The sequence below is a fragment of the Mycobacterium sp. pR1184 genome, assembly GCF_041287235.1.
Classification (GTDB): Bacteria; Actinomycetota; Actinomycetes; order Mycobacteriales; family Mycobacteriaceae; genus Mycobacterium.
In genome coordinates, this window is sequence record NZ_JBGGKR010000001.1 from 569,526 (window position 1) to 589,861 (window position 20,336).

The following is a 20,336-nucleotide window of genomic DNA, read 5'->3' on the forward strand; positions in this document are numbered from 1 at the left end:
CAATCTTGTGCTGCAATGGGATACGCGATTTAGAACAGTCCGCGCGGAGCTTCGTTCATGCTCACGTAGATGTTCTTCTTGTGGGTGTACGCGTCAAGCATGGATTTGTAGGCTTCGCGGCCCAGACCGGATTTCTTGTAGCCCCCGAAAGGTGCATGCGCAGGGATCTCATGGGCGGTGTTCACCCACATCCGACCGGTCTCGACCGCGCGTGCCACGCGAAGTGCACGGTTGATGTCTTGGGTCCAGACCGTGCCGGCGAGTCCGTATTCTGAGTCGTTGGCCAAGGCGACGACTTCATCCTCGTCCTTGAATGGGATAACAACGAGAACGGGGCCGAAGATCTCTTCGGATGCAACGCGCATATCGTTGCGCACATCGACCAATATTGTCGGCTCGACAAAGAATCCGGCATCGTATTCCCCGCCAGTGAGCCGGCGACCACCCGTCAAAACTGTGGCACCTTCAGCACGACCGGTTTCGACGTAGCCCAACACGCGCTCCATCTGGGCTTTGCTGATCAACGATCCCACCTGGGTGTCTGGTGAGAGGGGATCCCCCACGCGGGCCGTGGCGAACTTGGCCTTCAATTCCTCGATAAAACGGTCGTAGATCGACTCGTGAACGAAGAGGCGGGCGCCGGATTCGCAGGCCTGACCTTGATTCCATAGAATCGCCAGCGCTGCTCCCTCCACGGCCTTGTCCCAATTAGCGTCGGAGAAAACGATATTCGCCGATTTGCCGCCCAGCTCCAGTGTTGCTGGTACCAGCCTTTTGGCTGCAGCTTCAGCGACGGTGTAGCCGACGCGGGTGGAACCGGTGAATGCCAGCTTCTGTACCGTCGGGTGATCCAGCACTGCCTGGCCGGCAACCGGACCTGTGCCGGTGACGATGTTGACGACACCGGGGGGAAGAACCTGCGCGAAAATCTTTGCCAGTTCGGAAATGCTGACGGGCGTCATCTCCGATGGCTTGATCACAACGGTGTTCCCTGTGGCGATTGCCGGGGCAATCTTCCAGGCTGCCATCAACAACGGAAAGTTCCAGGGGATCACCTGACCAACCACACCAAGCGGTTCGCTGAGCACGAGGCTGAGGGTCTGTTCATCAAGCACGGCCGCCTCGTCTGAGTGACTGCGAATCACTCCGGCGAAGTACCTGAAGTGATCAATGGCGATGGGCACGTCGAGAACGCGCGACTCGCGAATCGGCTTGCCCACATCCAGCGACTCCAGGACCGCGAAACGCTCGGCGTCAGCCTCCAGCAGGTCGGCGATCTTGTTCAACGCGTTCGCCCGTTCCGTCACCGTGGTCGCCCTCCAGCCCGCAAACGCACGCTGCGCCGCCTGGACCGCGCGATCGACATCAGCGGCTGTTCCACTGGGAATACGAGTCAGCACCTCACCCGTCGCGGGATTGATACTGTCGATCGTCTCCCCGGACTCCGCGTCCACCCATTGGTTGTCGATGAACATTCCGTAGCTGCGGTCCGGAGCGTACTGGGACGTGGACATGGCGCGCTTCTCCTTCTGATTGGCGGACAGGCGGGCCGGAAGTGCAACCGGCTCAACCTCTTCCGCGATTTCGTTGTTCACCACCCCTGACGACGTGGTGCCACCGACTCTAACCTAGATATCGAGATACGTCAATATCCCAATAGCGCGATATCCAGATGGCAAGGGCCGAGGTGCCTGGTTGCGCTAACTAACACCGTCGGGTCGGCTGGTTGGTGGCCGTCGGTGCGTGACCGTGCTTGAGGTGCGCTCCCTGCTGCGCGGCTCAACTCGGACGATCCCTACTCAATAGGGACTCGCCGAACTGCGCAGGTGATTGCGCCCCGACGGGCGGGTAAGCCGACTTGTGCCGTTACCGCGACTAAAAGGAACTTGGCGTCGACCGCAGCGCCGCGCGGAAGGGCGCGGGCTGTCGGCTCCGGTTGAATCCTGCGCAGTCTGCTCCCGAACTACTTGCTCACTTTTCGACCGGAGCCGACAGCGGGCACCCAAATGGTGTCAATGGTCGAGGACGAGACCTCGCACTCCGCGTTGTCGATCTCGACCCACAAGATCCCCGCAGGAGCTATGACGTACCGCACACCCACCTAAGCGGCTGCGCTGTAACGCTTTCCGAAGTGCATAGCACTCAGCCGTGTAGTCAACCCAACTAGCAAGGGAGTCATCATGATCGCTACCATCCGCGAGCAGATTCAAGCCGGCGTGCGCCCAGAGTCGCCAGTAGCACGTAGCGGCGCGGGCCTGGCACGGTACGGGCTGGTCGTCGTCATCGCCTGGATCGGAATGCTGAAGTTTACAGAGTACGAAGCCAACGGCATTGCGCCATTCGTGTCGAACAGCCCGTTCATGTCTTGGTTGTACGACATCTTTTCGATCACCACCTTTTCGTCGCTACTCGGTGTAGTCGAGATCGCAATCGCCGTCTTGCTCGCCGTCAAACCGTGGTTCCCTCGAACCTCAGCGATCGGTAGTCTCATGGCCATCGGTATGTTCGCCACAACACTGACGTTCGTGCTCAGTACCCCTGGTGCATTCGAAGCATCAGCTGGAGGTTTCCCGGTGTTGTCGTCGACTGGTCAGTTCCTGATCAAGGACGTCGCACTGCTCGGAATCTCTGCCTGGACGCTGGTCGATGCACTCACACGCCGCTGAGACCGAAGCCGCCCTCGTCACCTTGCTTCGTGCGGGTGACGAGGGCGGCTTCGTGCAAGTTGTCGACTTGCAAGCCCGACGACGCCACGCCTCGCACGCGACTACGCAACGACACCCAATCACCGAAGCCCTTACCAAGGACACCTCTTACGCAAAGGAATCGGCTCTTCCCAGGACTAGTCACCTCGGCTCACAGGGTCGTCAGCGAACTTTCGTAGGAGGAAAGATCGCAGTCCCTTGACGGCGAGAAACTGGACGAGGAGTCGGACCAACGAAGCCGACCACGGGAATATTTCCTCAAGCACCGGGGACCAAGGTCGCCGGCGAGTCGGTCGCTCATGCACTACATGAAAGGATGCCAGACAGATGAGATGCAACGAACTCGTCGAACTACTCATCGAATACCTGGACGACTCGCTCGGTTCGAGCGACCACATGAGGCTCGAAACGCACCTGTCCGAGTGCGATGGATGCGCGAACTATCGCACTCAATACATATCGACGATCGCAATCTTGAATCAGATCCCCGTGGTCGGCTTCAAGAGCACGCTGCGCGATACGTTATCGGCGCACTTTCATCAACGGCGCCGCTGAGCTTCGCAGAATTCACACGTGGGTGCCTAGAATCAACCACGGAGGGTGGCCACCGGTCCGTGGTCGACTCCTGGGGGGGTGAGCAACCGAGTTCAGCTCAGCAACAATGGATACACCAACTTTGCTGCCGCCAGCCCATCGATCTTTAGGTGGCTTGCGCCAACTCAGCCACCGCTTGATCGGTGGTCCAGATAGCTGAGGCGAGGAATCGGAAATTAATCAGGGCGGCCAAGTATCCGTCGCCTTCGGGCAACCGTGCACCCGCAGTCGCGTCACGGATGACGACAACCTCGAAGCCCTGTTCGATCAGCTCACGCAAGTGGCTTTCGGTGCACAGATTCGCGGCCATTCCAGCCAGAAGAACCTGGGTCACAGCGCGTTTGCGAAGCTGTAGTACGAGATCGTTGGACTGCGGGCCCACGATTTTATGGGGAGAAGCGACCACCGTCTTTCCGTCCAGGATGCGGTTCTTGTACCGCTCGAGGTAGTCCGCGCCCGAACCGTCGAACCCTTCCAGCTGCAGCGGATGCGTTCGTGCGAACATTCCGACGCTGTGCATGAAGCGCTCAAGCGGTCCGCCGAATTGCCAGTCCTGATCGGATGGATAGTAATAGTGCGGAGAGATCGCAACCGTGATCCCTGCCTTCTTGGCGGCTGACAGTAGTTGGTCGATGTGCTCGACAGTACCGTTGTCTTCGACGCTGGCTCCGAACACCGACCATGTCGCACCATCGGGGCTGAGAAAGTCGTTTTGCGGGTCAGTTGTCGACGGCGGCTGAAACTTGACCCCCTGGCGGCAGGTGAAAATTGACCCCCTGCCCGGGGTGGTTGGTGATTATTCCTCAGCATTGGTGGCCGCGGTAGGTGTGCGGCCGAGGTCTCGGTCTTTGAGTCGGTAGCTGTCTCCCTTGAGCGTGATGACTTCGGCGTGGTGGACGAGGCGGTCGATCATGGCGGCGGCGACGACGTCGTCGCCGAATACTTCGCCCCAGCGAACTGGAGCTGGCACATGTTCGTTGTGGCTGATTTCTCCTGCTAGCTGGGCTTTCGGCTGTTCTGCGTGTCTTAGCGATCTTCAAGGCGTGATCGCGATATATTAGGTGTCGCCTTAACTGGTTAGGCGGGAAGAAGGTGTGCGGGGAGTGGAGGGCCTGCGGCTGATTCCCGGTGGCGCCGCACCGGTCGAGCCTGTTGGCGCCGATCCTGTTGTGTTTCAACGTGAATGCGTCGATGCGTTCGTGGCGTCCTGGCATGCCCGAGGATTCAGCCCGGTGACGATCGACAACGATATCGGGCTGTTGGAGCGGACCTTGACGGCGCTGGGGTGTCCGGCGTGGGAGGTCACCAGCGAGGACATCGATCGGGTGGTCGGTGAGCTGGCGATGGCGGGGCGGGCGGCGTCGACGCGGCGGGAGTACGTGCAGATCTTCAAGGGGTTCCATCGGTTCCTGCAGACCCGCAAGGCTGCCGAGATCGAGGCCGCGTTCGGGGCGCGGCTGGTGTGCCCGGTGGATGAGTTCAACGCGTCCCGGCACGTGGGCGACGACTCGCCGGCAGTCGCGGCGCCGCCGACCCCGGAGCGGGTGAGCGCATTCTTCGAGTTCCTGAAGACTCGGATTGCCACCGCCCGCAAGTACGGGCCGGCCGCGCGGGACTATGCGATGTTTCGGACCCTGTATCACGCTGGGCTGCGGTCGGAAGAGTCAGCGCTGCTGGAGATTCCGGACGTGCATTTCGATCGTGGACCGTTCGGCAAGTTGCACGTGCGGTTCGGCAAGGCCGCCCACATGTCCGGTCCCCGGCCGCGGTGGGTGCCGATGCTGGACGGTCTGGATGTGTTGTTGCAGTGGTTCCTGGCCGACGTGCGGCCGAAGTTCCCGAACTCGCCGGTGCTGTTCGCCGACGAGTCCGGTGGCGCACTGCATCGGGGCACGATCCGCAACCGCCTGCGGTATCTGATGGAGCTGGAGGGGCGACCGGCGACCGAGCGATTCAGCCCGCACGCGCTGCGCCGGGCCTGCGCCACCCACAACTACGAGCGTGGTGTGGATCTGGTTGCGATTCAACAGCTTTTGGGGCACTGGACGGTGAGCTCGACCATGCGGTACGTGCGGCCGTCGGCGACGTTCATCGAGGACGCCTACCGACGCGCGGTCACCTCGACGCTGGCCGAGCTGAGCGGAGAGGATGGGACGGCATGAGGATTCGTTGGCGGCTGCGGATGGCCGCGGCCCAGCGCGAGGTATGGACCGGCACCGAACTGCGGCGGCTTTTGTCCGAGCGCGCGGGTCTGGAGTTGTCGGCGGCGTCGGTGTCAGCGCTGTTCACCAAGGAGCCAAGCCAGATCAAGGTCTCGACGCTGATCGCCTTGTGCACCGCGCTTGACTGCACCCCGGATGACCTGTTCGAGATCGACACCACCCCAGTCGAACAGCCTGCCGCACGACCGCGCCCGGTCGCCTCGCAGCCCAAGACCGCCACCGCGCGGGGCCGATCAATGCCGCCAATGTAGGCCCACCCAACGTTTCGGAACGGGGTGCGGCTGGTGGGGAAACGACAACGAGACTGCGTTGACTGCGGCGCACCGGTGGGATACATCGGCCGCGAGCACTGCTGCCACTGCACCCGCCGGTTGCGGGCGCAGGCCGCCAAGGCACGATGCCCGGGCTGCGGCTGGGACCGGATCGTGCTGCCGGAGACAGACCGGTGCATGCTGTGCTCACGCCGCTGCCGCGAATGCGGCGGTCCGATCAAATTCCGCGGTGAAACGGTATGCCGGCCATGTCAGAAGCGGGCCACGCTCGCCGCCGCGAAATCGACATGCCCGCGCTGCGCAAAGCCCGGCTATCTGCGCGAGTCGACGGGGTGGTGCGGCCCGTGCTCGCGGCCCCGCCCACCAAAGTATCCGCCCCGCATCTGTGTGTCCTGCGGTGAGCTGCGCCGCCACGCCGCGCACGGCATGTGCGGGCGATGTTGGCAGCGCCACCCGGACCGGCCGTTCGTGCGCGGTGAGACCCTGGCCGCTGCGCTCGCTGAACCACCAGGCTGGCTCGGCGATTTCGTCGCGTATCTGGCCGCCCGTCACTGCCCCGCTCGCGCTTGCAGGATGATCGCCACGCTGGCTCGACTCCTCGAAGACGAACACCCCAACCACCCGCAGAGCGTGCTCGAGCGGTCCCGCCGACCTGGCCGGTCGATGGGATCACTGGCTCGCGCTCTGGAAGCGTTCTTCACCGAGCACGGCCTGGCGATGGCCACCGACCAGGACCAGCGGCTGGCCGCCGGACGACGGCAGAAACGGATCGACGCCACACCGGGTCCGATGCGCGTCGCTGTCGCGGCCTTCGCCGAATCCATGCTGCACAACCGCGACCGGGCCCGGCGTGCAGGCACCCGCCCCCGCTCCGACCGCACCATCGAGTCAGCGTTGACGATAGTGCGAGACCTGGCTCACTTCCTCGAAGCGCAACGGGGCAAGCAGGATTGGGCACTCGTGGACGTCACGGATATCGAGGCGTTCCTCGCCGAGTTGCCGCACCACCCGAGCGCGACGTCTGACCGTGTTGGGCCAGTTCTTCCGGTTCGCACGCAATCGTCGCGTGGTGCTCGTGGACCCGACACACGGCATGTCAGCCAAGCGGCACAGGGGATTTCGTGGCCGCACACTCACCATCACGCAACAGCGCGACCTATTTCGCCGCTGGAGCGCCGACCCCGCTGCGCATCCGCACGAAGCCCTCTTCGGGCTCCTCGCCATATTGCACGGTGTCTCCAGCCGTGAGCTGCGCCTGCTGCAGGTCGACCACATCGACACCAGTGACCGCTCGATCCGCCTCGGCACGCGCCCCCACCCGGTGCCGCTGGACCCGGTCAGCTGGAACGCGCTGCAACGCAGCCTCGATCACCGCGACACCCAGCGCACCAACAACCCGCACGTGATCGTCACGCGCGGTACCAAAGCCGACCGGCGACCGGCGTCGGAGGCCTACATGAGTCATCTGCTCGATCCCTGCGGCCTGCCACCCAAGATGCTGCGCAGTACCCGGCTGGCCGATCTGGTCAATACGATCGACCCGAAACTCGTCGCGGCAGCGTTCGGGATGAGACCCGAAGGAGCGATGATCTATCTCGCCGATCACCTCGACGAGGGCCGACTGCCCGACCACCTCGCGCAACCCTGATACCTGCAAACATGTCACGTTTCAACGCCACTTCCGCACAGGTTCGCGCGAACAAGTGCGCTTTGCCGAAGGCTTTGTTGGAGGTCACGACCAGGCTGGCGCGTTCGTAGCGGGCTGAGACCAGTTGGAAGAACAGGTTGGCAGCTTCGGGTTCGAAGGGGATGTAGCCGACTTCATCGATGACGATGAGTGGGTAGCGCCCGAGTCGGGTCAGTTCGGCGTGGATGCGTCCGGCCTGGTGGGCTTCGGCTAACCGGGCGACCCATTCGGCGGCGGTCGCGAACAGGACGCGGTGGGCGGCCTGACACGCTCGCATCGCTAGTCCGATGGCCAGGTGGGTCTTTCCGGTGCCGGGTGGACCCAGGAACACGACGTTGTCGCGGGCGGTGACGAAGTCCAGCGTCCCGAGGTGGGCGATGATGTCGCGTTTGAGTCCGCGGGCGTGATCGAAGTCGAACTCCTCCAACGACTTGCGGGCCGGGAAGCGGGCTGCGCGGATGCGTCCCTCACCGCCGTGGGACTCACGAGCGGAGACCTCGCGTTGCAGACAGGCCGCCAGGTATTCCTCGTGGGTCCAGTTCTCGGCGCGGGCGCGTTCAGCGAGCCGGGCGATCGAGTCACGCAGGGTGGGTGCCTTCAGGGCGCGGGTCAGATAGGCCAGCTCGGCGCTGACATCGCGGCCGGGCGTGCTGGTTTTGGTGGTGGCCATCAGGCGGCTCCGCCGTCGAGATCGACTCCGAACGCGGCGTCGTAGGCCGTCAGGTCCCGCACCGCCACCTCGGTTTCGGCTGGTGGCGGTGGAATCTGGATTCGTCTGCGCCGCAACACCTTCGCCGCCTCGATGTGGATGGGATCAGAGATCGTCTGGTGAGTGGCCCAGATCCGGTCGTGGGCGGCGAGGCTCTGCCCGTCGCAGAACACCTGCACCTGATCCAGATCGGCGCGAACCAGCACCCGCCGACCCACCGCACTGGGGTGCACCGAGTAGTCGTTGCCGTCCAGACGGATGTAGTGATCGCGCGGCAGCCGCAACGCCGCAGTCCAACCCACCGCCGGCGCGACCGGAGGCAGCGCGAGCATCGCCGCCCGATCCGCGCTGATCCGCTCGCTTGGAGCGCAGCCCAAAGCACGGCGGGTGCGGGTGTTGACCACCGCCAGCCAGTCCTGCAGTTGGGTGTTGAAGTCTGCCGGCGACGCGAACGTCCGTCCCGGCAGAAAGGAGCGCTCCAGATAGTCATGGGAGCGTTCGATCAGGCCCTTGGCTTCCGGGTCGGCGGGCCGGCAGACGATGACCTTGGTGGCCAGCACGCCGCGGAATGCCTGGCATTCCTGGGTCAGCTCGACCCGCCCGCCACGCCAGCGACCGATGGCGCCTTCACCGTCCCAGACCAGCGCCCGCGGCACCGCACCGAGCCCGCTGATCAGCTCCCACCACCCAGCAAACAGGTCCTCGGCTCGCCGCGACGGGATCAACATCGCCAGCAGCCAGCGCGAATAGGCGCTGATCATCGTCAGCACCGGCAGCCGAGTCGCGGTGCGGGTCTGGCCGAAGCCGACCGGAATCTCGACGTCGGGAAACCACAGATCGCACTGGGCGATTTCACCAGCGGCGTAGGCGGTACGCGAGGCCGGGTCCGGTGGCAGATACACCGGCCGCAACTCAGCCACTCGCGCCGAAAGCACCCGGATCGAGCGTTGCCACCCGATCCGCTCGGCGATCACCGTCGCCGGCATCCTCGGGTAGACCTGCAGCAGCTCCCTTATCCGCGGTTCGACCTCATCGACGACCGAACCCCGCGGCGCGCGCTCGTACTTCGGTGGTGCATCATCAGCCAGCGCCGACTTCACCGTGTTCTTCGAGATGTTCAACGTCCGAGCGATCACCTTGATCGGCAGGCCCTCGGCCCGACGCAGACGACGAATCTCAGCCCAATCCTCCACAGACAACATTCCCTTCTGGTCCTCCTGGCTCGACTAAAGCCAGGCCACCGGACCAGGGGGTCAATTTTCAGTTGCCGCGCCGGGGTCAGATTTCACGTGCCGTCGACATCAGTCACTACGAGTGCAGCGTGCGTCACGTCAAGGTGGAAGCCAGATGGCGGAAGTCCGGGCTCTGCGGGCTCGTCGTACACGGATGAAGTCGACATTGGATGGGAGTCCCTTTCCTATCGGGCGCTAGTGCGCGACACACCGCAGCGCCCGACAAGTATAAATAGACGACCGGTCGGATATCAACAAGTCCGGCCTTTCGGACCTCGATGATGGAGGCGGGACTTCAGGGCGTGCCGACCAAACCCACCAACTGCGGCAAGGTTATTCGTGAGAAACGGTCGTATGGAGCGCGGGTGCGATCGATCTTGGCGCGAAGCACTGCCCCTTCCCACGCTTCGATAATCAAACCTGCGACTTCGCGACGCCGTTGAGGCGTTCCCTCTGTGAAAACAGCGGCGAGTTCGTGCTCCCAAGCACAAACAATGCCGCGTAGCTTTTCGTGGACCGACTCACTGGTGGCTGAGACTTCGAGCGCGAGATTGCCAATTAGGCAGCCGAGCATAAAGGTGTGGCGCTCGTGTTCGTCGGCGATCACCGCGAAGTAGCGTTGCAGGCGGCGAACCGGTCTCCCGCGACCTAGCAGTAAGGATCCCGACCGGTCCTGAAGTTCGAGCCAGTACTGTTCCAGCACTGCGACAACAAAGGCCTCTTTGCTCTTGTAGTACGTGTAGAACGCCGCCTTCGGCACGTGGGCACGATCGGCAATTTCCTTGACACCTGTCGCGTTGACGCCACGGGCATAGAAAAGCTCGAGTCCACTGGCGAGTAACCGCCTGCGGATATCCGGGTTCCCCGGGCGAGGCACAGGAGCAGAGTAACTGACCGAACAGGGACCGCATGACACCAACTCGACCACGCGCGTCCAGGCGCACATATCCGGTCAGATGAGCCTTTTTGGTGCGCCATTACGTAGCACGAACTCGTTGGGGACGGTGGACGCCCACCGTGGACATTTAGAGACAATCGGTCTAATATCATCACCATGAGCTCTCCCGTTGTCCGGCCTCGTCGTGGACGGCCGCCAAAAGTCAGCCGTGACCGCGAGGACACGCGGGAAGCATTGCTTCGCTGCGGGATGGAAATCCTGACTGCGCAGGGCCTCACTGCGACAGGTATTGAATCGGTGCTCAAGCGCGTCGATGTACCGAAGGGCTCGTTCTATCACTACTTCGACAGCAAAGACGCCTTCGGTCTGGAGGTGCTGCAGAGCTACGCGGAGTATTTCGCGCGCAAACTTGATCGCTGGCTGTTGGACCACAGTCTGCCACCACTGCAACGTCTGACCCTTTTCGTCGAGGACGCGAAAGCCGGAATGGCTAGACACAGGTTTGATCGTGGATGCCTTGTTGGCAATCTTGGGCAAGAAGTTCGGACACTTCCCGAGAGCTATCGCACGAAACTCGAAGAAACACTTGAGGACTGGGAACAGCGCTTACATGCTTGCCTGCGGCTGGCCGTTGACGTAGGAGATCTTCCGGCCGACACCGACTGCGCCGCGCTATCACGCTTCTTCTGGATCGGTTGGGAGGGCGCGGTATTGCGCGCCAAACTTGCTCGGACAGTCGAACCGCTCGACATGTTTTTCAGTGGATTCCTCGCGTGTGCCCGCGCGTAGGAGAAGGGAATACGATGTTCAGCGCGATTGTGGTTGAGAAGACCAACACGGACTACCGTGCGGAAATGCGGCGGCTCGGCAGCGACGACCTACCTGAGGGGCAAGTGACCGTCCGGGTCGCATACAGCAGCCTCAATTACAAAGACGCCCTGGCCATCACCGGTAGGGGCCCCGTCGTCCGCCGCTTCCCGATGGTCCCGGGAATCGACTTGGCCGGCGTCGTTGAGGCCAGCAATGACGCGCGCTATAGAACGGGTGATCGCGTTCTGGTGAACGGTTGGGGACTGGGCGAGACCCACTGGGGAGGGCTTGCGCAGATCGCTCGGCTTCAGGCGGATTGGCTAGTGCCACTTCCCGCCTCGTTCACCGAGGCGCAGGCCACTGCCATCGGCACTGCGGGCTATACAGCGATGCTCTGCCTGATGGCACTCGAACAACACGGGGTCACCCCTAGCGACGGTGAAGTACTCGTCACCGGTGCCAGTGGCGGCGTCGGAAGCATCGCGGTCACGCTGCTCGCGAGCAACGGCTACACGGTCGTCGCGGCAACCGGCCGCCTCGCTGAGGCTGACTATCTGCGGAGGTTGGGTGCGGCTGCGGTGATCGACCGAGCCGAGCTCGCCGAACCGGGCCGCCCCTTGGGCAGCGAGCGCTGGGCCGGCGCTATCGACTCTGTGGGCAGCCACACATTGGCCAATGTGTGCGCCACCACCAGTGCTGAGGGTGCGGTCGCCGCGTGTGGCATGGCTCAAGGTATGGAATTGCCAGGCACTGTTGCGCCATTCATCCTGCGCGGGGTGAGCCTGTTGGGTATCAATAGTGTCACGCAACCCTACGCCAAACGCGTCACTGCGTGGGGCCGGCTGAGCAGCGACCTCGACGCCGGACACCTAGGCGAGATCAGCCACGAGATCGGCCTCAGTGAGGCCATCTCCACTTCAACAGATCTTCTTGAGGGCCGAGTGAGGGGCCGCATCATCGTTGACGTGAATCGCTAACTCCCCCATTGCTGGAGCAGTGCGGGATGGTCACTGCTGGCGGTTACCTGCACGATAGGGACGTGCTCTCCCGCAGGATGCGATCAGCACAAGCGAGGATCCCGTCAGCTCGCCAGTATTTGTCGTGCCGGACTCGGCCGAGTAGGAAATACCTTGCTGGCCGCTTATAACGCCCACCAGACACGACAACAGAAGGAGCAGCATTCGTGGCACGAGTTCTTGTACTTGGCGCCGGAGGCAGAATCGCGCAAATCGCAGTACGCGGACTGCTCGACGACGAGAGCGTCGATCTCACCCTCTACCTACGGAACGACCAACGCTTGCACAACTTGCCCGACCTCCGTGCAACGGTAGTAGAAGGTGATGTCCTTAACGGAAATCTCCTGAAACAAGCGGTCGAGAGACAAGACATCGTCTATGCCAACCTTGGCGGTAAAGATATCGTGGACCAAGCCTGTGGGGTCGTCACTGCGCTTGAGAGCGCTCGCGTGCGAAGGCTCATTTGGATTTCGACGCTAGGGATCTACGACGAAGTCCCCGGCGAGTTTGGCCGTTGGAACCACCGGATGCTCGACGGCGGCTATCTCGAAACCTACGCCGCAGCCGCGAAAGTGATCGAGTCTTCGCGCCTTGACTACACCATCATCAGACCCGCATGGCTTACAGACAAAGACGAAGTGGACTACGAGATCACCCAAAAAGGAGAACCCTTCAAAGGCACCGAGGTATCCCGAAAAAGCATCGCGGCACTCGTCGTACGATTGATTAACGATCCTTCACAAGAAGTCCACGGCTCACTGGGAGTAAACAAGCCAGGCACCGACGCCGACAAGCCCGCATGGCAGTAATTCCGGACGCGATCGGGAAGAGCCGTTGGATAGCCCAGGCGCAATGCGAACTCTGGGCCTGTGGTCGCAGCCTGCGTCGGGCTCAATCGGTCGGCGTTAGTTCACCTTCGCGGGAGCGCTGGACCGCCTAGGCCGAGTACGAGCAGGCCAAGCGGATCGTCATTGGCTGCATGCTCCGCAGGCGATGAACAACATCTAAAGAGACTTCACTCAAAGGGAGGCAGCACAACCGCATCGATCGTGTACGGCCTTCAGTGGGTACGTTGCCGCTCACCCAGCTCTGCTCACGCTCACACCGCCACCCTGGGAGAATGCAGGCAAGAAGCAGGTAGATGAACGACTTGCAACCAACCTGGTGCTGCTCTGCCCGTATCACCACCGGCTGCACCACCGAGGCCTGATCACCCTCACCGGACCCGCCGACCACCTCACCATCACCGACGAGGACGGCCGATTACTGAGACCGGGATCGCTGGCACGCCCACCCACCCAACCGCCACCCGCCGTCCCACCATGCCCCGGACCCACCGGCGAACGCGCAGACTGGTGGTGGTACGAACCCTTCCAACCCCAACCACCACCAACCAACTAGACCGGTCACCGGGACCGGTGCTGAATATCAAACACGCTGGTGCACAAGGAAATTCGTTCACTTCACCCGGCATAATTATCGTATCGCGCGCGCGTCGGGCCAACTACCAAACCGACAGCGCCGCCACCCCACGACCCCCCAACCGGCAGGCATTCAAGGTAGTTAACCCGCGCTGTCCGCTCGGGCGATTCCCTGGATGACCCGTAGCCGCCCGTCCGACAAAGCGCCGGTCAGGTTCTGCGCCTTGCGGGCGAAGTCGGCCACGAAGGCGTGCAGGCCCATTGGGCCGGCGGGCTGAGCCAGCAGGGCTTGCATGATGGCGCCCGCCTGGTCGGTGAGATCGTTCCACTGTTCGACGACGAATCCGCACGACTCGATGACCGAACGCAAGTCGTCGGGGCAGACCAGATGGCTGTGTGCGGGCTGGTCGGCCCACGGCAGCGGGTAGGAGAGTTCGCGGCCATCGCCAATGGTGATGTCCCACAGGGCAAGACGGCCGCCGTTGACCAGCACCCGGCGGGCTTCGGCGTACAGGCGCGCCTTGTCGGCCACGTTCATCTGGACATGCTGGCTGATCACGACGTCGAAGCCGGCATCGGCGAAGGGGAGCGCGGTGACATCGCCCTGGTGAACCGAGATCCGGTCGCCCAGCCCGACGAGCCGGTTGAGCCAGCGGTGTGTTTCGCAGTATTCCTCGGTGAGGTCGACGGCCGTGACGGTGCAGCCGAAGCGGTCGGCGACGTAACGCGCGGTGCCACCGACCCCGCTGCCCGCATCGAGCACCGCACTGGAACTGGTGATCCCGGCGAGGTCCACCAGCGCAGCGGTCGCGATGCGGCCCATGGTGTGGAAGTCCTCCAGCAGGCCGAGGTCCGCGGGCACCAGGTGCTCGAGGTCTTTTCCGGCGGCGAGCAACGCCTGCTCGATGTTGTGCTGGGAGAGGCCGGTCGAATACTGGGTTCCCTGGGTGGTGTTCATGCTGCTTGCCTTTCCATGTGAGGAGCGCTTTCTAACTGCCGTGCCGGTAGCAGGGCCGCGACGGCGATCGCCGCGGCCAGTGCGATTCCCGCGCAAACCAGCGAGCCGACGTGCAGGCCGTCCAGGAAGGCGCGGTTGACGGTGTCGCGAACTGGGCCGGCGTGCTCCGCGGGAAGCTGTTCGATCACCTTGTGCGCCACAGCCATTGAGTTACGCATCGCGGCGGTGACGCCGGCCGGCAATACGGCCAGCGCGGACGCGGAGCCCAGGTGTGCCGAGTAGACGGAGGCGAAGACGCTGCCCACGATGGCAACTCCCAGGGTGCCGCCGAGCTCACGCGTGGTGTCGTTGACGGCCGAGCCGATCCCGGCCTTGTCCGCGGACAGCGAACCCATGATCGATTCGGTGGCCGGCGAAAACGTCAGGCCGAGGCCGCCGCCGAGCAGTAGCATCTGCGCGGCGATCTCGGCGTAGCTCGTCGCGGCGTCCGCGGTCGATGCCCACGCCAGACCCGCCGCGAACACGGCCAGTCCGCCGGCCACGACGGCGGTGGTGCCGATCCACTCGACCAGTCGCGGCCCCAGGATGCTGGCCAACGCGATCGATATGGCGACCGGCAGCAACCGCACGCCGCTCTGAAAAGCGCTGTACTCCTTGATGAATTGGAAGTACTGCGTGATGACGAAGATAAAGCCGAACAACGTCAGAAAGCCCGCGGTCACCGCGAGGCTGCCACCGGAGAACCGGCGATTGGCGAACACTGTGACGTCCAGCATGGGATGGGTGCTGCGGCGCTCCCACCATGCGAATCCGGCGAGCAGGACCGCGGCGGTTGTGAATCCGACTGCGGCGCGGGGGCTGGTCCAGCCCCACGTCGGCGCTTCGATGACGGTATAGACCAGCGCTGTGACGCCGGCCGCCGACAGCACCAAGCCGGGCACGTCGACGCGTGGCGCCGCGGGGTCACGAGAGGTCGGCACGAACAGGACGGCGCCGGCGATGGCGACCACCGCGATCGGGATGTTCACCATGAAGATAGCGCCCCACCAGAAATGTTCGAGCAGCCAACCACCGCTGATCGGCCCCACGGCCACGCCGACACCGACCATCGCCGCCCATAGCCCAATCGCCTTGGCGCGGGGCACCGGGTCGGTGAAGATGTTGGTGATCAAGCCCAGTGTGGTCGGGAAGATCAGCGCGGCACCCACGCCCATGGCGGCCCGCGCCGCGATCAGCTGATCCGCTGAATTCGCCTGTGCCGCAAGGCCCGAGGTGATCGCGAATAGTGCGAGGCCGGCATTGAGCCAACCGCGTCTGCCGTAGCGGTCGCTGAAGCTGCCGGCCGACAGCAACAGCCCGGACATGACCAGGGTGTAGGCGTCGACGATCCATTGCAACTGTGAGGTGTCGGCATTGAGTTCGCGTGCCAGCGTGGGCAGGGCGACGTTGACGATGGTGGCGTCGACGCTGATGACGAAGACGCCGAGGCAGATGACAGCGAGCGCGAGATTCTTACCCATGGACAAGACGGTAAATCTGATAGACAAATAAATCAACCATAAGATAGAAAAAGATGTCTGACGCTGGTAAACTGCGGTGGTGCGGACACGCAACTACAACCAGAACTGCCCGATCGCGCGGGGGCTCGACGTCTTGGGTGAGCGCTGGACGTTGCTGATCCTGCGTGAGCTGATCGGAGGACCGCGGCGCTACGGCGACCTGCGCGCCGAATTGCCCGGCATCGCAACCAATCTGCTGGCCGAGCGTCTCAAGGAGCTGCAGGAGGCCGGGCTCGTCGACCGAACCGACCTCCCCGCACCCATCGGGCGCACCGTCTACGCGCTGAGCGACCTGGGCTGGCAGCGGGTGCTGCCGATCATTCAGAGCATCGCCTGGTTCGGTCTGGACCGGCTGGATCCGATCGACGAAGGGCCGGTCACGCCGCTGAACGGGTTCCTGGCCGGCATCCTGCTGGGCTTCGACTCGGGCAAGGCGGCGGGACTGGAAGCGACGTGCCGGGCCGAAATCGACGGTCGTCGTTTTGATTTCGTGATCACACAGGGGCGCCTGGCGGGCGCGCGCGGCGAGCCCGCGGTGACGATCACCGCGAGTGCGGCAGACCTCGTGACGGCCCGTCTCGCGACGGGCGACGCCAAGCGCAAGGCTGCTTTGCGGCGAATCGCCTTCACCGGCGAGCCCGAAACCGTCGGCACCCTGCGTCAAGTGTTCTCGCTTTAAGCCTCAATTCTTGGGCTTGAGCAGGGCGCCGATCAATGCTTGGGCGAGGAACCTGCCGTAGCGAGTGGCCGACCAACCGCGTTCCAGCACAAGGAGTTCGTAGAGCTCGGGTGCGTGGTAGGTCCACAGGATGTCGCGCGCTTCCTTGGCGCTGACTCGCAGCTGTCCCGTCCCGGCGAGATCTGTTGCGAACATCGTCATGCCGGCCAGCGTTTCCTGCCGCGTCTGCTTCCAGACCTCGCCGGCGTCCGGCGACGACGCGGCGCCATCGCGCGCGAGCAGCTGCACCGGAGCGCTGCGCGGCATGGTCGCAGCCATATGCTTGGCATACATTTCCAGTTTGCGGGCCGCATCGGTTTCATCGGCAACGGCCTGGATCACGTCTCGCTGGACCATCGGGATCGGTTCGTCGTCGCCGGCGACGGACACATCGAACAGCGCTTTGAGCACGCCGGCCTTCGTCGTAAACGCCTTGTACACCGTTTCGACCGATACGGCGGCGTCGCGTGCGATTTCGGCGATCGTCGTCGCCGCGTAGCCCTGGGCCAGGAACCGCTGCCGGGCGGCCGCGAGCACCGCGTCCCGATTGCGCTGGGCCTGCTCGCGCCGACGGGTCGAGTCGTAGCGGCGGGGGGCCTGCTTGTTGACAGATCCCATAATTAAGTACATGCTCCTGTATTGAATACTAGTAACTGTATGAAAATAGGGAACGTGACATGACAAGTGCAACATGCCCCGCCGTCAGCCTGTCGAACGGTGCCGACGCGATCGCGGTGGCGCGCGCCCTGACGCCCGAGATCACCCGCCGCGCCGATGACGCCGAGGCGCTCGGGACACTGCCCCTCGATCTGGTCGAGCAACTGCGCGCGGCCGGCGTGTTCCGCGCCATGCAGCCGCGCTCGCTCGGTGGATTCGAAATAGCCCCGGCCGACCACATCCAGATGGTCGAGGAACTGGCGCGTGCCGACGGCTCCACCGGCTGGGTTGCCGCCATCGGTGGCGGCGCACCGGCGTTCACCGCCTGGCTTGAACCAGTCGTCGCCACAACGCTGTTCGGTTCGGACGCTGACTTCTCATCGGCTACGATCTTCGCGCCCACCGGGCGTGCCGTCCCGGACGGCGACGGCCGGCTCGCCATCGACGGGCGATGGCCGTTTGCCAGTGGTTGCCGCCACGCCGAGTGGATACTGGCCGGTGTCTTCGTCTTCGACGGCGACCAGCCGCGAATGATCCCCGAGCAAGGGCCCGACCAGCGGCTCGCGTTCTTCCCGCGCGCCGAGGCCGAGATCGTCGACAACTGGGACGTCCTGGGTTTGCGCGCCACCGGCAGCAACGACGTGGCCGCCCGGGGTCTCAACATCCCCGACGAGCACACCATCAGCCCGTTCTTTCATCCTGCCCGCCAGGACGGCGCCCTGTGGAGAATTCCGTTCTTCACGCTCGCCGGGATCGGCATGGTCGGCGTCCCGCTCGGTATCGCGCGGCGCGCCCTCGACGAATTCACCGATCTCGCGACGACGAAGCTGCGCGCCATGGCGCCCGAGCCACTGGCGCAGGATGCCGCGGTCCAGGTCGAGTTCGCCAGTGCCGAAGCCGGTTTGAGGTCTGCGCGGGCATTCGTACTCGACGAGGTCGGTGCGTTGTGGGACACTGCCATCGCCGGTGACCCACCGTCGCTCGAGCAGCGGGCCGGCTTCCGGCTGGCCGCCTTGGAGGCGATGCGCGCGGCACGTCAGGTGGTCGATACGACGTTCGGGCTGACCGGTGCGGGCGCGGTACACGCGAATCACCCGCTGCAACGCTGCTTTCGGGATCTGCACACCCTGGGCCAGCACGCCTACTTCAGCCCGTCGGCCCTGAAGCGCTACGCCAACACCCGATTCGGCATTTCCCAACCGACCTACCTGATGTGATCCGTGGCCAAGTCCCCGGCCTCACCATCCAGCCTGCGACCGAACACTAGACTCGTTGCCGTGGCTGAACCTGCTGACCTCGACCCCGATCTTGGCGAAGTCCGACCCGCGACCCGACCGGTATTGGTCGTCGACTTCGGCGCGCAGTATGCGCAGTTGATCGCCCGTCGCGTCCGGGAAGCGCGGGTCTTTTCCGAGGTCATCCCGCACACCGCCTCGATCGAGGAGATCAAGGCCAAGGATCCGGGGGCGCTGGTGCTCTCCGGCGGGCCGGCCAGTGTGTATGCCGAGGGCGCCCCGCAACTGGACCCCGCGGTGTTCGACCTCGGCGTGCCGGTGTTCGGCATCTGCTACGGGTTTCAGGCGATGGCGCAAACGCTGGGCGGGACAGTCGCCCATACCGGTACCAGTGAATACGGTCGCACCGAGCTGAAAGTGATTGGTGGCGAATTACATTCGGGACTGCCGGCGGCGCAGCCGGTCTGGATGAGCCACGGTGACGCGGTCACGGCCGCGCCCGAGGGATTCGACGTGGTGGCCAGCAGTCCAGGTGCACCGGTCGCCGGCTTCGAGAACCGGGCCCGACGCCTGGCCGGGGTGCAGTACCACCCCGAAGTGATGCACACTCCGCACGGGCAGCAGGTGCTCAGCCGCTTTTTGCACGACTTCGCCGGGCTCGGTGCGGAATGGACCGCCGCCAACATCGCCGATGCGTTGACCGAACAGGTACGGGCCCAGATCGGCGACGGCCATGCGATCTGCGGGCTGTCCGGCGGGGTGGATTCCGCGGTGGCCGCGGCGCTGGTGCAGCGCGCCATCGGGGACCGGCTGACCTGTGTCTTCGTCGACCATGGGCTGCTGCGCGCCGGCGAGCGCGCGCAGGTGCAGCGTGATTTCGTAGCCGCCACCGGCGCCAACCTGGTGACCGTCGACGCGGCCGACACCTTCCTCGAGGCGCTGTCGGGGGTGACCAACCCCGAGGGCAAGCGCAAGATCATCGGCCGCCAGTTCATCCGGGCCTTCGAGGGCGCGGTGCGAGACATTGTGGGCGACACCGATTCTGAGGTCGATTTCCTGGTGCAGGGCACGCTGTATCCGGATGTGGTGGAGTCCGGCGGGGGCAGCGGGACCGCGAACATCAAGAGCCACCACAACGTTGGCGGTCTGCCCGACGACCTGAAGTTCAAACTCGTCGAGCCACTGCGGTTGCTGTTCAAGGACGAGGTGCGCGCGGTCGGACGGGAACTGGGTCTGCCAGAGGAAATCGTTGGGCGCCAGCCCTTTCCGGGGCCTGGGCTGGGTATTCGGATCATCGGTGAGGTCACCGCGCAGCGGCTGGACACGCTGCGGCGCGCCGACTCGATCGCCCGCGAGGAGCTGACCGCCGCGGGCCTGGACAACCTGATCTGGCAGTGCCCGGTGGTGTTGCTGGGCGACGTACGCTCGGTGGGCGTGCAGGGTGACGGCCGCACCTACGGGCACCCGATCGTGCTGCGGCCGGTGTCCAGCGAGGACGCCATGACCGCGGACTGGACCCGGGTGCCCTACGAAGTACTCGAACGCATCTCGACCCGGATCACCAACGAGGTTCGCGAGGTCAACCGCGTGGTGCTGGACATCACCAGCAAGCCGCCCGGCACCATCGAGTGGGAATAGTTTTT

At 64.1% G+C, this 20,336-nt stretch carries 17 protein-coding genes and 4 pseudogenes; 12 read left to right on the plus strand and 9 right to left on the minus strand.

What is annotated here, in order from left to right; translation table 11 throughout:
- Nucleotides 1–29: 29 nt before the first annotated feature.
- Nucleotides 30–1,595: an aldehyde dehydrogenase family protein gene (locus ACAG21_RS02860; protein ID WP_206613276.1), complete on the minus strand. Its 1,566-nt coding sequence runs from the start codon at nt 1,593–1,595 to the stop codon at nt 30–32.
- A 588-nt stretch (nt 1,596–2,183) separates the two neighbouring features.
- Here ACAG21_RS02860 and ACAG21_RS02865 point away from each other — a divergent pair.
- The gene (locus ACAG21_RS02865) at nt 2,184–2,666 is read left to right on the plus strand and encodes a YkgB family protein (protein WP_370494550.1); all 483 of its coding nucleotides are present in this window, start codon (nt 2,184–2,186) and stop codon (nt 2,664–2,666) included.
- Between the two features lie 366 nt (nt 2,667–3,032).
- Entirely contained in the window at nt 3,033–3,260 is a 228-nt protein-coding gene (locus ACAG21_RS02870) for an anti-sigma factor (protein WP_127821020.1), read from the plus strand.
- A 145-nt stretch (nt 3,261–3,405) separates the two neighbouring features.
- Here ACAG21_RS02870 and ACAG21_RS02875 read toward each other — a convergent pair whose 3' ends face one another.
- Complete coding sequence (locus ACAG21_RS02875) at nt 3,406–4,068, minus strand: isochorismatase family protein (protein ID WP_225593104.1); 663 nt, start codon at nt 4,066–4,068, stop codon at nt 3,406–3,408.
- Between the two features lie 27 nt (nt 4,069–4,095).
- Nucleotides 4,096–4,254 (minus strand): annotated as a pseudogene (locus ACAG21_RS02880) (ATP-binding protein); the annotation flags it as partial.
- Between the two features lie 139 nt (nt 4,255–4,393).
- Here ACAG21_RS02880 and ACAG21_RS02885 point away from each other — a divergent pair.
- From ACAG21_RS02885 to ACAG21_RS02895, 3 genes and pseudogenes are all read left to right on the plus strand, one after another.
- Nucleotides 4,394–5,461 carry a tyrosine-type recombinase/integrase gene (locus tag ACAG21_RS02885; RefSeq protein ID WP_225593067.1) on the plus strand — a complete coding sequence of 356 codons (1,068 nt, stop codon included), beginning with the start codon at nt 4,394–4,396 and terminating at the stop codon, nt 5,459–5,461.
- A complete protein-coding gene (locus ACAG21_RS02890) occupies nt 5,458–5,772 on the plus strand; it encodes a helix-turn-helix transcriptional regulator (protein WP_011777793.1) in 315 nt (104 codons plus the stop codon). Before ACAG21_RS02885 ends, ACAG21_RS02890 begins: the two co-directional genes overlap by 4 nt.
- Nucleotides 5,773–5,796: 24 nt before the next feature.
- Nucleotides 5,797–7,441 (plus strand): annotated as a pseudogene (locus ACAG21_RS02895) (tyrosine-type recombinase/integrase).
- A 28-nt stretch (nt 7,442–7,469) separates the two neighbouring features.
- Here ACAG21_RS02895 and istB read toward each other — a convergent pair.
- The 3 genes and pseudogenes from istB to ACAG21_RS02910 form a co-directional block, all read right to left on the minus strand.
- A pseudogene (gene istB, locus ACAG21_RS02900) lies at nt 7,470–8,150 on the minus strand (IS21-like element helper ATPase IstB); the annotation flags it as partial.
- Nucleotides 8,150–9,391: an IS21 family transposase gene (gene istA, locus ACAG21_RS02905; RefSeq protein WP_225593065.1), complete on the minus strand. Its 1,242-nt coding sequence runs from the start codon at nt 9,389–9,391 to the stop codon at nt 8,150–8,152. The gene istA and the pseudogene istB, both read right to left, overlap by 1 nt.
- 325 nt (nt 9,392–9,716) lie before the next feature.
- Nucleotides 9,717–10,298 (minus strand): TetR/AcrR family transcriptional regulator, encoded by a 582-nt coding sequence (locus ACAG21_RS02910; protein ID WP_164870660.1) that lies wholly within the window; start codon nt 10,296–10,298, stop codon nt 9,717–9,719.
- Nucleotides 10,299–10,475: 177 nt separating this feature from the next.
- Between ACAG21_RS02910 and ACAG21_RS02915 the strand changes: the two genes are divergently transcribed.
- From ACAG21_RS02915 to ACAG21_RS02930, 4 genes and pseudogenes are all read left to right on the plus strand, one after another.
- Complete coding sequence (locus ACAG21_RS02915; RefSeq protein WP_225593064.1) at nt 10,476–11,108, plus strand: TetR/AcrR family transcriptional regulator; 633 nt, start codon at nt 10,476–10,478, stop codon at nt 11,106–11,108.
- 14 nt (nt 11,109–11,122) lie between these two features.
- Nucleotides 11,123–12,106, plus strand: a complete 984-nt coding sequence (locus ACAG21_RS02920) for an MDR family oxidoreductase (protein WP_127821024.1) — start codon at nt 11,123–11,125, stop codon at nt 12,104–12,106.
- Between the two features lie 206 nt (nt 12,107–12,312).
- Nucleotides 12,313–12,954, plus strand: a complete 642-nt coding sequence (locus ACAG21_RS02925) for an SDR family oxidoreductase (RefSeq protein ID WP_127821025.1) — start codon at nt 12,313–12,315, stop codon at nt 12,952–12,954.
- 346 nt (nt 12,955–13,300) lie between these two features.
- Nucleotides 13,301–13,546 (plus strand): annotated as a pseudogene (locus ACAG21_RS02930) (hypothetical protein); the annotation flags it as partial.
- 162 nt (nt 13,547–13,708) lie between these two features.
- On the opposite strand, the gene ACAG21_RS02935 reads toward ACAG21_RS02930, so the two are convergent.
- The gene (locus ACAG21_RS02935) at nt 13,709–14,524 is read right to left on the minus strand and encodes a class I SAM-dependent methyltransferase (RefSeq protein WP_370494488.1); all 816 of its coding nucleotides are present in this window, start codon (nt 14,522–14,524) and stop codon (nt 13,709–13,711) included.
- Nucleotides 14,521–16,044, minus strand: coding sequence for an MFS transporter (locus ACAG21_RS02940; protein ID WP_370494489.1), 1,524 nt, complete (start codon nt 16,042–16,044; stop codon nt 14,521–14,523). The genes ACAG21_RS02935 and ACAG21_RS02940 overlap by 4 nt, the downstream gene beginning before the upstream one ends.
- A gap of 79 nt (nt 16,045–16,123) precedes the next feature.
- Here ACAG21_RS02940 and ACAG21_RS02945 point away from each other — a divergent pair, with 79 nt between their 5' ends.
- Complete coding sequence (locus tag ACAG21_RS02945; protein WP_370494490.1) at nt 16,124–16,762, plus strand: winged helix-turn-helix transcriptional regulator; 639 nt, start codon at nt 16,124–16,126, stop codon at nt 16,760–16,762.
- A 3-nt stretch (nt 16,763–16,765) separates the two neighbouring features.
- Here ACAG21_RS02945 and ACAG21_RS02950 read toward each other — a convergent pair whose 3' ends face one another.
- The gene (locus ACAG21_RS02950; protein WP_370494491.1) at nt 16,766–17,419 is read right to left on the minus strand and encodes a TetR/AcrR family transcriptional regulator; all 654 of its coding nucleotides are present in this window, start codon (nt 17,417–17,419) and stop codon (nt 16,766–16,768) included.
- Between the two features lie 59 nt (nt 17,420–17,478).
- On the opposite strand from ACAG21_RS02950, the gene ACAG21_RS02955 reads away from it, so the two are divergent.
- Nucleotides 17,479–18,675: an acyl-CoA dehydrogenase family protein gene (locus ACAG21_RS02955; RefSeq protein WP_370494492.1), complete on the plus strand. Its 1,197-nt coding sequence runs from the start codon at nt 17,479–17,481 to the stop codon at nt 18,673–18,675.
- 60 nt (nt 18,676–18,735) lie between these two features.
- The gene (guaA, locus tag ACAG21_RS02960) at nt 18,736–20,331 is read left to right on the plus strand and encodes a glutamine-hydrolyzing GMP synthase (protein ID WP_370494493.1); all 1,596 of its coding nucleotides are present in this window, start codon (nt 18,736–18,738) and stop codon (nt 20,329–20,331) included.
- Nucleotides 20,332–20,336 lie beyond the last annotated feature (5 nt).

What these genes read in the sequence shown, in the direction of transcription:
- ACAG21_RS02955 (WP_370494492.1), top strand. Translation starts at nt 17,479, where the DNA reads ATGACAAGTGCAACATGCCCCGCCGTCAGCCTGTCGAACGGTGCCGAC.
- ACAG21_RS02915 (WP_225593064.1), top strand. Translation starts at nt 10,476, where the DNA reads ATGAGCTCTCCCGTTGTCCGGCCTCGTCGTGGACGGCCGCCAAAAGTC.
- ACAG21_RS02940 (WP_370494489.1), bottom strand. Translation starts at nt 16,044, where the DNA reads ATGGGTAAGAATCTCGCGCTCGCTGTCATCTGCCTCGGCGTCTTCGTC.
- istA (WP_225593065.1), bottom strand. Translation starts at nt 9,391, where the DNA reads ATGTTGTCTGTGGAGGATTGGGCTGAGATTCGTCGTCTGCGTCGGGCC.
- ACAG21_RS02890 (WP_011777793.1), top strand. Translation starts at nt 5,458, where the DNA reads ATGAGGATTCGTTGGCGGCTGCGGATGGCCGCGGCCCAGCGCGAGGTA.
- ACAG21_RS02935 (WP_370494488.1), bottom strand. Translation starts at nt 14,524, where the DNA reads ATGAACACCACCCAGGGAACCCAGTATTCGACCGGCCTCTCCCAGCAC.
- ACAG21_RS02920 (WP_127821024.1), top strand. Translation starts at nt 11,123, where the DNA reads ATGTTCAGCGCGATTGTGGTTGAGAAGACCAACACGGACTACCGTGCG.
- ACAG21_RS02870 (WP_127821020.1), top strand. Translation starts at nt 3,033, where the DNA reads ATGAGATGCAACGAACTCGTCGAACTACTCATCGAATACCTGGACGAC.
- ACAG21_RS02950 (WP_370494491.1), bottom strand. Translation starts at nt 17,419, where the DNA reads ATGGGATCTGTCAACAAGCAGGCCCCCCGCCGCTACGACTCGACCCGT.